The organism is Aliiruegeria sabulilitoris (assembly GCF_001558155.1).
GTDB lineage: Bacteria > Pseudomonadota > Alphaproteobacteria > Rhodobacterales > Rhodobacteraceae > Tropicimonas > Tropicimonas sabulilitoris.
This window is the reverse complement of record NZ_LOAS01000001.1, coordinates 272,430-284,734: the sequence shown is the minus strand read 5'-3', so window position 1 is coordinate 284,734 and position 12,305 is coordinate 272,430. Positions and strand designations below refer to the sequence as shown.

The window sequence follows — 12,305 nt, the reverse complement described above, 5'->3', positions numbered from 1 at the left end:
GGCGTTTTCATTCGTGTCGTGACCTTTCTTGCCTTTCAGGTCCTGTGGTTCAGGCGCAGGCTTCCTCAGCGGCTTTCCTGGCAAGGAAGTGGAAGTCGGCACGGCTCATGTTCAGATCCGTCAGGTCGCGATCGTCGAGCTTGTCCAGTTCGGAGATCGTGTTGCGGTAGTGGGCATAGCGGCGGCGCCATGCGGCAAAATCGGCGAGAAGGCGGCGGGGGGCTTCAAACAGCGGGGCGGGGGCGAATACAGCGTCGTTCATGCTCATGGTCTGGTCCTTTGGTCCGTGTTCCCGTTATCGCTAACGGCGTCCTGCCCTAGATATAGCCCCTTTGATTGCGCTAACAATTGGCAGGAATGAATGCCCGGCTTGCGACGGCTGCATAAGTCGGCATTTCATATTTAGTTCACGATATTAGAATCTTGCCGCATTGCAGCACGTCCGATGGTGTCGATCTATGCACGGATTTCCGCCATATCAGACATTCTCGGCCATGAAGATCTGGGCGTTGGTCTCCAGAGGTTCCTCGACCTTGGCAAGACGTCCAAGATGACAGGCAATCGCCTCGGCGGCAAGGCGTGTTTCTCGCCTGGGGTTCTGATCCAGAACGGCGTGAATGCGGCGTTGGCGCAACAATTCGCGGCGATTGGACGTCAGTTCATGCGACACGATATGAACCGTTCCTTGTCGCCCAAGCCCTTCCACCGCTTCCACCACCTCCGTAGCTCCGACCGACAAAAGATAGATGCCTCGGATGAACGGATCGGCTTTCAGGCTCCGATGGACAAGCTGATGGGCAAGGTCGCGTTGCTCGCCCGTTTCGATCATCCGCGACAGGACGCATTGCGGATGCCGGCGTTGCAGGATCTCCGAGAACCCTGTCGCCCGCGCCCTGTGCCCAGCCATGTCCAGCCGGCCGACCAGCATCATCACATGTCCGCCGCTCTCGCCCATGAACATCCCCAGCAGATCGCCGGCAATCCGCCCGGAGCGCTCGTCATTGGGCCCGACATAGGCAACGCGGCCGCAATCGGCGATGTCCGTGGCGAGCGTGATCACCGGGATCGTATCGCTGATGCTGCGGATCGCCTCGGCAATTTCGGGAACATCGGATGTCGAGATGATCAGACCGTCGGCCCAGCTCCGCAAGCCTCGTATCCGCTTGGCTATGTCGGCATGGCCGCCCAAAGGAATGTGGACAACCTGCATCTGCACAGAGAGCGGTGCGAGCATCTTGCGCGCGGTCTCGATACCGGCCTGCAACTCGGCGTGGAACGGATTGGTCGGTGGCTGCACCATGACGGCCACCCGGCGGATCTGAGAGCTGGCGAAATCCAGTCGGCGGTCCAGTTCGAGCAGATGCGCCGCGCGCATCACTTTTTCTTCCTTCGATCGCTCGACGCCGCCGCGATTGTTGATAACGCGGTCGACCGTGGCAATCGACACGCCTGCCTCGCGCGCAACATCCGTCAGGGTTGCCTTTCGTGCCATGTCGCTTCGCGCCTCCTACCGTCGCAGATTAGTCAGGCTGCGGCGCCCTGTCATCCCGATTTGATGGCTTCCCATCAAAGTTGGATTTCTGACCTATTTTACGTTGCGGTAACGTCGGCCTCGATGGGCGGCCTGCCGCCACGGTTGGCCAAGGAGGATGGCGTATGTCGAAAATTGTCTTTGGGGTATGGGACGGACAGGTGCACGACCCTCAAGCCGAGGCAGAGGGCGCCGAGACCCGCCTCTCAACCCTGACCAATTTCGACGAGTTCGACGAGGGCAACGGCATCCGCGCGTTTTTCGGGGATCGCGGGTTCTTCGTGTTCGAGGAGAATGTGAGCCTGGTCGACGCGCTCTACCACTACATGAACAAGGCCGCCGAGCAGTCCTGCGGCGCCTGCACGCCTTGCCGGATGGGTACCGTTCTGGTGCGCGATGCGCTGGACAAGATGCGGCGTGGGCTCGATTCCCCCCTCGATTTCGATGATATCGAGATGCTGGGCGAGCAGATGCGTCAAACCTCGCTGTGCGGCCTCGGTCAGACCTGTGCAGTGGCGCTGCTGGACGTACTCAGAAACTATCGCGAAAAGGTGGAAACCGAGATCGCCGATCATCGGCCGATCCGTGCCCAGCACGGCATGGCCTACATGACCGCGCCCTGCATCGAAGCCTGCCCCTCCAAGATCAACGTACCGCGTTACATCGACTATATCCGCGATGGACGGCCGGAGCGCTCGCTCGGCGTGCTTCTGCAGAAATACCCGATGGCGGCGACCTGTGGCCGGGTCTGCGTGCGCTATTGCGAGATGGCCTGCCGGCGGAAATTCGTGGACGAGGCGGTCGGCATCAAGACGCTCAAGCGCTTCGTGGCCGACAAGCAGAAGGGCCCGAAGGCGCTCAAGTTCACCCGCGACATGATCCGCAAACCGCTGGATGACAGCATGAAGATCGCCGTGATCGGCGCCGGGCCGGCGGGCATTTCCTGCGCCTATCACCTGCTTCTGCACGGCTACCAGGTGGATGTGTTCGAGAAATCCGACCAGGCTGGCGGCATGGCCCAGATCGGCATTCCCTCCTACCGGCTGCCCAAGGACACGCTGGCGATGGAGACCGACATCATCGTCGAATTGGGCGGGCGGTTCCTGTTCGGCCAGCAACTCGGGCGGGATTTCTCCATCGATGAGCTTTTCACGCGCGGCTACAAGGCCGTCTTCCTCGGCCTCGGCTGCCAGGAGGGCACCGCGCTGGGCATCGAGGGCGAGAGCGTCGCGCGCGATGGCTATTTCAGCGGCATCGAGTTCCTGCTGAAGGTGCATGACCACGTGGATGAAATCGAACGGCTCGACATGAAAGGCGAGGTCGTCGTCGTGGGCGGTGGCAACGTGGCGATGGACTGCCTGCGCTCGGCGGTCCGGCTTGGCGCCGACAATGTCCATGTGATCTATCGCCGGACGCGGGAGGACATGCCTGCCGACGAGGAGGAAATCGTGGCAGCGGGTGCGGAGGATATCCATTTCCACACGCTCACCAACCCGACCCGGCTGATCACCGAGAATGGCAAGGTCATGGGTGTCGAACTGGTCCGCATGGAGCAGACCGAGCCCGACGAAAGCGGACGGCGCAGCGTGCGCCCCATCCCCGGTTCCGAGTTCACCCTTCCATGCGACACTTTCATTGCCGCCATCGGCCAACAGGTCGAGGATGGCACGCTTGTCGAAGGGGATGGGATCGCCTTCGACAAGTGGCGCTGCGTGTCGGCCGACAAGGGGCTTGCGACCTCGCGCCCCGGCGTCTTTGCCGGTGGCGACTGCGTGACCGGCCCCTCGACGCTGATCTACGCCATGGCCGCCGGCCTCAAGGCCGCGCGCAATATCGACGACTGGGTGCAGCTCGGCACACAACGCTTCTTCAAGCGTTCCCGGATGCGGGACCTGATCTCGGACAACCGCTTCCTGGCCAGCGACGTGGTGGAGGCCCCGGTGCGCAACGCCTATCGCGTGCACAATCCCGAACTCGACCCGGAGCTGCGCAAGCACATGTTCGGCGAGGTCGAGCAGACCATCTGCGAAAAAGAGGCTTATGCCGAGGCGCAACGATGCATGCGCTGCTACCGGATCTATTCCGTCGTCACCCAGCATGCCATTCCCGAAGGAGCGTCCTGAGCCATGTGCACGACCGACCTCGCCCAACTCGCCGCGCGTGACCCGGAAGCCGCCACGATCTCGCTGACCATCAACAAGACCGCCTGCCGGGCCTTCCCCAACGAGCCGATCCTCTCCTGCGCGCGGCGGCACGACATCTACATCCCGACGCTCTGCGAGATGGATGACATCGACCACACGCCCGGCGCTTGCCGTATCTGCATGGTGGATATCGTTCAGGCAGGCCGCGACAAGCATCAGATCGTCAGCGCCTGCGACACGCCGGTGCGCGAGGGGATGACTGTCGCCACCCGCACCCGCGAGGTTCGCGATATCCAGAAGCTGCAAGTGGAACTGCTCATGGCGGACCACCTGCAGGATTGCGCGACCTGCGTGCGCCATGGCGACTGCGAATTGCAGGATCTGGCGCAATTCGTCGGGCTGACCGAGAACCGTTTCTTCGACCGCGAACGTACGTTGGCGCGCGAGGTGGATACCTCCTCGCCCGCGCTCATCCGCGACATGCAGCGTTGCGTGCGCTGCCAGCGTTGCGTGGCAGTCTGCCGCCATCACCAACAGGTTGACGCGCTTGCCATGGAGGGCACCGGGCTGGACCGGCTGGTCACGTTGCGCCACGGCACCGATCAACTCAACTCCACCTGCGTCACTTGCGGGCAATGCGTGCTCGTCTGTCCAACCGGCGCGCTGGGCGAACGCGACGAATGCGAGCGTGCGCTGGATTATATCTGCGACCCGGAGCTGACCACGGTGGTGCAGTTTGCCCCCGCCGTGCGTGTGGCCTTCGGCGAGGAGTTCGGCATGCCCGCCGGCACCAATGTGCAGGGGCACATCATCACCGCTTGCAAGAAGATCGGCGTCGATATCGTACTCGACACGAATTTCGCCGCCGACGTGGTGATCATGGAGGAAGGCACCGAGTTGCTCTCCCGTCTCAAGGACCGCTCGCGCCCAACCTTCACCTCCTGCTGCCCGGCCTGGATCAATTTCGCGGAAATCCACTATCCCGAGATTCTGCCGTTGCTGAGTTCGACGAAATCGCCGCAACAGGTGCTCTCGACCGTCGCCAAGACCTACCTGCCGGAAAAACACGGGGTGAAGCCGGAGAATATCCGGGTGATCTCGATCATGCCCTGTACGGCGAAAAAGGACGAGGCCGTTCGCCCGCAGCTCACCATGGATGGCGCGCCGGAAACGGACGTGGTGCTGACTACCCGCGAATTCGCCCGCCTGCTGCGGCGAGAGGGGATCGACCTGAAGGATCTGGAACCCTCCGCGTTCGACGATCCCTATATGAGCGAGTTTTCCGGTGCCGGCGCGATTTTCGGCACCACCGGCGGCGTCATGGAGGCCGCCGTGCGCACGATCTATTCGGTCGTCAACGGCAAGGAACTCGACCAGATTGAGCTGGAGCAATTACGCGGCTTCGAAGGGGTGCGCGCGGCCACAGTCGATCTCGGCGGACCCTTCGGCGAGGTGAAGGTGGCCATGGTGCACGGGCTCGGCGACACCCGCGCGCTGGTCGAAAAGGTGCTGGCGGGCGAGACGGATTTCGATTTCATCGAGGTCATGGCCTGCCCCGGCGGGTGCGTCGATGGCGGCGGCTCTCTGCGTTCCAAGAAGGCCTACCTGCCGCTGGCCATGGCGCGGCGCGACACGATCTACAATGTCGACCGCAAGTCGAATGTGCGCCAGTCCCACAATAACCAGCAGGTGAAAACGCTCTACCGGGACTTCCTCGAAGCCCCCAATTCGGAGAAGGCGCACACGCTTCTGCACACGCACTACACGGACCGCCGCCGCGAAATGCAGCAGACCGTGAAGGACGTCTGGGACGACATTACGATGAGTTCGGTCGTCTACTGACCCCTGACCTGCTTCCCCTACGGTTTTCAAAGGACGCCGAATGATGAAACCTCTGTACGGACAGATTGACCGGCGCGCCCTGCTCGGCGGGCTGGCGGCCTCCGCGCTGTTGCCCCGGATCGCCACGGCCTCCGAACAGCCGCTCACGCTCTGGGGCATTCCGGCCTCGCCCTCGGCGGTCTTTGCCCGCGCGGTTGCGTCGGGCGATCTGCCCAATGTCGCGTTCGATATCTGGAAAAGCACCGACCAGATGCGCGCGGGTATTGCGTCGGGCCGCTTCAAGCTCTTCGCCACCTCCACCTATGCCGCGGCCAATTTTTACAACCGCGGTGCGGGCATCCGCATGGTCAATGTCGTCACATGGGGCGTGCTCTACGTGATGGCGCGTGACGAGAGCGTGTCCCGGATCGAGGATCTTGCCGGCAAGCGCGTGTTGCTCTCGAACAAGAACGAAGCGCCGGACCTGCTGTTCCGGCTGGTGCTGAAATGGTCCGGGCTCGACCCGGACAAGGATGTGGAGCTTGATTATGTGGGCTCGCCCGGCGAGGCGGTGCCGCTCTATCTTTCCGGTCGCGGAGACGTTGCCGTTCTGCACGAACCAGCCGCAACCGCCGCCCTGATGCGCGCCGCGAAGGCCGAACAACCGCTTTTCCGCGCCATCGACATCACGGAGGTCTATGGCCAGCACACCGGCCGCGGGCCGCGCATCCCGCAGGTCGGCCTCGCAGCCAACCCGGAGTTCCTTGCCGCCGAGGCCGAGTTGGTCGCCGCGACCCACGCGGCTTGCGTCGAAGCCGGACGCTGGGTGCTCGACAACCCGCAGCAGGCTGGCGAAATGTCTGCCGCGTATCTGCCGCTCCCCGCGCCCGTGATCGCGCGCTCGCTGCCCTTCGTGCATCTCGACGTTCAATCGGCGAAAGAGGCACAGGAGGATATCGAGGTCTATTTCAACCACCTTATGAGCCTTGATCCCGGCATCGTAGGCGGCAAACTTCCCCCCGACGATTTCTATTGGGGCTGAGCGATGTGAAACGCCTCTACGGCGCTTTGGGAATCCTGTTGCTGCTCGGTCTCTGGGAGCTGGGGCACCGCGCCTATGGTGCGTTGGTCCTGCCGGGGCTGGACGACACTGCCCGCGCGCTTCTGCGACTGGCGCGCGAAGGCGAGATCGGGCCGGCCCTCGCCGCCACGGCCTTGCACGCCGGTGCAGGCTGGCTGGCCGGCGCCGTGATCGGCACGCTGGCCGGTACCGCTTCCGGGTTGCGGGATGGGCTGCGCCGCATGCTCCACCCGGTCGCGATCATACTTCTCGGCGTTCCGGCGATTGCCTGGGTGGTACTGGCCCTGCTCTGGTTCGGTGGCGACCGCGCCGTGATCTTCACGGTCGCCATTGCCACCGGCCCCATCGTTTTCGCCGCCGCCGTTCAAGGCGCGCGCAGCCTCGATGGCGGCCTGGCCCGGATGGCGCGCGCCTTCCGGGCGCCCCCCTCGGCGATGGTCTTCGATGTCTATGGCCCGCATATGCTCGGCCACCTCTTTCCCGCGCTGGCAACGGGTTTTGCCATGTCGTGGAAAGTGGCCGTCATGGCCGAACTTCTCTCGGGCGCTGGCGGGATCGGCGACGGCATCGCCGGGGCAAGGGCGCGCGTGGATACGGCGGAAACCATGGCCTGGGTTGTTGTCATCGTCATCGCGTTGATTTTGCTCGACCACATGCTCTTGCGGCATCTGCGAACGAAACTTGAACGGTGGCGTGACGATGAAGGTGCGGCAGAGCCATGACCGGTCCCGTTCTGTCCTTCGACAACGTCATCTTCCGTTATGGGAACACGCCTGTTCTCGACGGTTTCTCCGTCGATATCCCCAGAGGCTCCATCACCTGCCTGATGGGGCCATCCGGCTGTGGCAAGAGCACGTTGATTGCATTGGCGGCGGGCCTGTTGAGGCCGGAGAGCGGCGTTCTCCGGCGGGCCGAGGGCTGCCGGACCGCGCCGATGTTCCAGGATCCGCTGCTGCTACCCTGGCGGGATGCGCTGTCAAATGTCGCTTTCGGCCTCAAGGCCGAGCCGATCCCCGCGGCTGAAAGAGTGGAGCGCGCACGGACGGCGTTGGAAGAGACAGGTCTGTCGGGGGCGGAACTCTGCAAACTCCCGCGCCAACTTTCCGGCGGGATGCAGCAACGTGTTGCGCTGGCCCGCGCGCTCGCCGTGGCGCCGGATCTGCTCCTACTCGACGAGCCATTTCGCGCGCTCGATCCACCTCTTGCGCGGCGCATGCATGCACGGGTGCGCCATGCCATCGAGGAGCGCCACGCGACCGCGTTGATCGTCACTCATGATACGCGAGAGGCTGTGCGGATTGCCGACCGGGTGGTGTTGCTGTCCACCGCGCCCGGCCGGATTCGTGCCCTGCGGGAGTTCCCCGACCGGCCTGGAAACCGAACCGCCGTCGAAATCGCCGAGCTTGCCGAAGAACTGGACGCTCTCGCCGACAGCGGACCGCGCGATCAGGGGTCTTCTTCGGGTGGATCGAAGGTAATGAAGAGCCGATACGCGGAGTAGATACCGGCCGCGAGGAAAAGCACCGCGAAGCCAGCCGAGCCCATTGACAGCTCGACCAGCCCCCAACCGACGCTGAAACCAACAGTCACGATCCGCACCCAGAGCGGGCGGAAAAAGGGGACGTCGAAATTGAACATGTCGGCTGCTCTCCCATGGCACTCGAAGCCGTTCCCGGCATGGCCAGTTTCGTCGCAATTCTCGGCGGTTGCCAGTGGGCTTTTCAAGAGCAAAAACCCGTCAATGACGAGGGGCCCGACCGGGCCCCATTATTGTCTGGACGCGCAAACATACCGACCAAAGTACCGGTCACATCACATCGCCGCCCCGCAACGCGCGCGTAGCACCTCCATCACGGCAGTCGGAATTTGCAGGCAGGGCTGTTCGATCGCCTGCCCGTCAAGACGCAGAACGAGGGTGTGGAAATACCCTTTCTGGTTGTTCGGGGCCGCAATGAGCGAGAAATGCGTGACCCGGGAATACGGAATGAAGATGTCATTCGACGCATGCCACGCTTCGCCTCGGCGGTGCGAGGGTCTGTCCCGGTTGACGATGACGAGTTCCGATGGCGTGTCCAGCAGCAGAACGCCTGTGGAAACCTGGCGATCTCCACTGACATCGAAGCAACGCTGGCCCTCCGGCTCGAAATGGATGGGCGAGACGTCGTCCTCGCTGCGACGCCGGATCTCCAGCAGCGCAGATCCGAAGAACAGGTCCGCATCCGTGATCTCGATCGGAGGCAGTGTGATATCGGGCAGCGCCGTGCTGCCACGATCACCCCGCAGGCGGGCGCGCACGAAGTCTGTCACCTTGTCCATCAGGTCGGTCGACACCCTGTTGAAGCTCAGCGTGCTGCGCGTCCCGTCCCTGAGATAGAGCGTCCAGACGCCCTGCAGCTTGTCGCCGTAGCTGCCCACGGCGGCCACGTCATCCCATGCCGCATAGGTCCGCGTGACGCCGCCATCCTCCAGCCGGATGACGGCCACACCTTCCTTGTCCACGACAAACACGGCGTCGTAGAGGTCCATTCCCGGGCGCAGTTGCCGGCGGTCGGCGTTCTTCGGCAGTTTGAGCAGGAAATCGGCATCCTTGTTCTCGGAATAGAAAGCGCGGAAGCGCGGGGGCATGTCCTCCTCGGCTTTCACCTCGGTCAGCCATGGGCCGAAAGCGTCATACTCCTTGCGATCCTCGGGGCTTGCCGCATGGTACCAGTTCAGGACCGGGGCGTGATCATCCAGTGTCGCAGCCATTTCCTTCTCCTCCACTTCGCGAAAATACCCGGTCAGCAGGTCCAGGCCTTCCGCCGCAAGACGCCGGTCGTTCGGAGCCATCGCGGTGAACAGGTCCCGCAGCTTTTCCTGACGATCCGCTTCGAACCTCCGCGCGAAAGCCGCTCCCTGCGGTGTCAATTCGGCGATGTAGCTTCTGTCGTCCTCGGGGTTGTCGGTTCGGGCGGTCACCCCCAGCCCTTCAAGGCGGCGTAGAACCGAGGTGAGGCTTCCCTTCTGCATGTTCAGCCCGCGGCTGATCCGCGTCGGGGAAAGCGGGCCGAGGCGTTCCAGAAGCATCACGACCATCACTTCGCTCTCAGTCAGCATCCGCCCATTGTACTCGATGCGGTACAAGATCGGGGAAATGTGGACGGGCACGAGGCGCAGGAAATCCGTGACGCTCCGACCGAGGCTTTCATCGGGCGAAACCATGACTCGATTCCATGTTTGTTTGATTTCTTACTATATCTCGATATCGGAAATATGTCAATAAAACCTGGGTATTTCTTGCCTTCCGGGTGAGGATTCTGGCGGGACGCTCACTCGGCCACGGCAACCTCGCGCGCGCCCGGCGGCCTGCAACCGGACGGGCAGGCTTCCCGAATGATCGCGGAAATCAGAGATTTCTGCATCGGCTTGGTCAGGTAGTGATCCAGGCCAGCGGCCAGGATGTCTTCCTTGTCCCCCGCCAGCGCATGCGCCGTCATCGCCACGATGGGAACATGGCGCTTGCCGGCTTCCATCCGCCGGATCTCACGCGTGGCTTGCTTGCCATCCGTGCCCGGCATGGAAATGTCCATGAAGATCAGGTCGGGCTGGAAATCCTTGTAGAGCGCGATGGCTTCTTGCCCGTTCGAGGCGATTTTCAGCTCGATATCGAGCGCCTTCACCAGCTTCTGGAAAACGAATTGGTTGGTCCGGTTATCCTCGGCGGCAAGCACCCGCATCGTTCGCGCTTCCTCCTGTTTGTGCTGCGCGGAGTGACGACATGATGCGAAGCAGGGTGTCCCCGCCGACGTGCCGGCATCCGGTTCTTCGGCTTGGGGTGCGGCACCATGATGCGGGGCCAACGCCGCGAGCGTTCGGAAAAGGTCGCTCCTCAGGATCGGTCGACTGAGAACGGCGTCCACCGTTCCGAATTCTCCGGAGGTTTGGTTCATACGCTTGTCTGCGCACAGCAGAACCGTCGAGGAATGGAGCCCGGCGAGCCGCATCGCCCCCGCAAGCTCCAGTCCGGTTGCATCCGGTAGCCGCTCGTCGATCAGGACGATCTGAGGTCGGAACCCGTCGCCGATTTCGGCCAGCGACGCGCTGCCGCTGGACGCGCAATGCACATCCATGCCGAGCTGGCGGAGTTGTCGCGACAGGATCTCCTGGTCGAGATCCCCGCCACCGACCATCATCGCATTGGCCAGCCCGTCTGCCAGCCCTTGCGGGATGTGCCGGTTCTCTTCGCCAAAGGGCAACGAGATCCGGAACCCGAAGCAGGATCCCTTGCCTTCTTCGGACTCGACCCAGATCTGCCCGCCCATCCTGTCGATGATCTCGCGACTGATGGCCAGGCCAAGTCCCGTCCCCTCGAAGGTACGATTGCGTTCCTGTTCCACCTGCGCAAAGGAATCGAAGATATGCTCCTGCATGTCGGCCGCGATCCCGATTCCGGTGTCTTCCACCGTGACGTGGGTCTGCCATGCGCCCCCGTCGGCCTCGATTCCGACCACGCGGATGAAGACATGCCCTTTTTCGGTGAATTTCACCGCGTTTCCGATCAGATTGGTCAGGACCTGCCGAATGCGACCCGGATCGCCGACCAGCTTGGTCGGCAGGAACAGGTCGTAATCCACGTGAAGGTCGAGCCCCTTGTCGCGCGCCATGGGCGCGACAAGCGTCAGGACCTCGTGCAGCATCCGCTCCATGTCGAAGGGCTGGGGGCGCAACTGCATCTTCTCGGCTTCCAGCTTGGAGAAATCCAGCACGTCATTGATGATCGACAGCAGCGACTCGCCAGAGCTGCGGATGGTGCGCAGATAGAGACGCTGCTCCTCGTCCAGATCGCCTTCCAGCAGCAGGTCCACCATCGACATCACGCCATTCATGGGTGTGCGCAGCTCGTGGCTCATATTGGCAAGAAAGGCGGATTTGGCACGGTTTGCCGCTTCCGCCCGGATGCGCGCCTCGCGCAACTCCTCTTCCCGCCGCTTCATCACCGTGATGTCGACGGCAAGGCACACCATGTCCCCGTCGCGGGATCGCTGGTCCAGCAGGCGGAAATACTGTCCGTTCCAGAGCTGGATCGTGACCTCGGGGATATCGGGCCGGTCCCAACGATCCAGCATGTCCGCCAGCCAGTTCGACGGCGTCATGTCGCCGATATCGAAGATGCCTTCCTCGGCGGCGAAGCGAATCATTTCGAGATAGGGAATGCCCGGCTGGATGACCTCCGAATAGTCGAACAATGCCAGCCAAGCGGAGTTGGCCGCGATCAGCCTGTCCTGCTGGTCAAACACCGCGAACCCGTCGCTGATCGCCTCGACCGAGTCCCACAAGCGCCGCTCATGGATTTCGGCCAGCTTCCGCACCCGTTCCAACTGCGCCTGCGTTTGCTGGTTGCGGTCCTTCAGCGCTTCGGCTTCGTGCCGCACCTGGGCGACCTCTTCGCGCTGCTCGATGATCTGGCCGGACAAATCCAGCGCATGTTGCGACAGCTTGCGGTTGGCCTCGAACAATTCACGGCTCTTGAGCTCCAGCTTGCGCTCCGCCGCCAACCGGGCCCGGCGTTCCATAACCAGTTTGTCCGTCAGGCTCATCTCGTGGCATCTCCCGCTCAGCCGGTTCAGGCGATCTCGTTGCGCAATCCTTCCCGCACTTTGGTGAACAGGGGTTTAATCTCGGCAGGGATAGCCGGTGGGGAATCGTTGCAAAGCCGCGCCGCGTTGTGTCACGCTAAGGGGTAGGCTTG

Annotated in this window: 10 protein-coding genes; 5 read left to right on the top strand and 5 right to left on the bottom strand. The window is 62.9% G+C overall.

Translation table 11 applies throughout. The features are described 5' to 3' along the window. Positions 1-49 precede the first annotated feature (49 nt). Positions 50-268, bottom strand: a complete 219-nt coding sequence (locus tag AX756_RS01300; protein WP_231700953.1) for a DUF1127 domain-containing protein — start codon at positions 266-268, stop codon at positions 50-52. Positions 269-478: 210 nt separating this feature from the next. Next, positions 479-1,492, bottom strand: a complete 1,014-nt coding sequence (locus AX756_RS01295; RefSeq protein WP_068307644.1) for a LacI family DNA-binding transcriptional regulator — start codon at positions 1,490-1,492, stop codon at positions 479-481. 164 nt (positions 1,493-1,656) lie between these two features. Here AX756_RS01295 and AX756_RS01290 point away from each other — a divergent pair, with 164 nt between their 5' ends. Genes AX756_RS01290 through AX756_RS01270 form a run of 5 tightly spaced genes read left to right on the top strand, consistent with a single transcriptional unit; the run spans position 1,657 to position 8,078 of the window. Further along, positions 1,657-3,654, top strand: coding sequence for an FAD-dependent oxidoreductase (locus AX756_RS01290; RefSeq protein ID WP_068307642.1), 1,998 nt, complete (start codon positions 1,657-1,659; stop codon positions 3,652-3,654). Positions 3,655-3,657: 3 nt separating this feature from the next. Beyond that, on the top strand, positions 3,658-5,517 hold the full coding sequence (locus AX756_RS01285) for a [FeFe] hydrogenase, group A (RefSeq protein WP_068307640.1): 1,860 nt from the start codon (positions 3,658-3,660) through the stop codon (positions 5,515-5,517). Positions 5,518-5,557: 40 nt separating this feature from the next. Further along, positions 5,558-6,538: an ABC transporter substrate-binding protein gene (locus AX756_RS01280; RefSeq protein WP_068307636.1), complete on the top strand. Its 981-nt coding sequence runs from the start codon at positions 5,558-5,560 to the stop codon at positions 6,536-6,538. 5 nt (positions 6,539-6,543) lie between these two features. Further along, positions 6,544-7,299, top strand: coding sequence for an ABC transporter permease (locus tag AX756_RS01275; RefSeq protein WP_231700952.1), 756 nt, complete (start codon positions 6,544-6,546; stop codon positions 7,297-7,299). Further along, a complete protein-coding gene (locus tag AX756_RS01270) occupies positions 7,296-8,078 on the top strand; it encodes an ABC transporter ATP-binding protein (RefSeq protein ID WP_068307630.1) in 783 nt (260 codons plus the stop codon). The genes AX756_RS01275 and AX756_RS01270 overlap by 4 nt, the downstream gene beginning before the upstream one ends. Here the strand turns inward: AX756_RS01270 and AX756_RS24935 are convergent. From AX756_RS24935 to AX756_RS01260, 3 genes are all read right to left on the bottom strand, one after another. Further along, positions 8,024-8,215 (bottom strand): hypothetical protein, encoded by a 192-nt coding sequence (locus AX756_RS24935; protein ID WP_082738862.1) that lies wholly within the window; start codon positions 8,213-8,215, stop codon positions 8,024-8,026. The genes AX756_RS01270 and AX756_RS24935 overlap by 55 nt on opposite strands. Before the next feature lie 174 nt (positions 8,216-8,389). Then, positions 8,390-9,778, bottom strand: a complete 1,389-nt coding sequence (locus tag AX756_RS01265; RefSeq protein ID WP_068307627.1) for a MarR family transcriptional regulator — start codon at positions 9,776-9,778, stop codon at positions 8,390-8,392. Between the two features lie 107 nt (positions 9,779-9,885). Continuing rightward, a complete protein-coding gene (locus AX756_RS01260; protein WP_068307626.1) occupies positions 9,886-12,153 on the bottom strand; it encodes a response regulator in 2,268 nt (755 codons plus the stop codon). Positions 12,154-12,305: the final 152 nt, after the last annotated feature.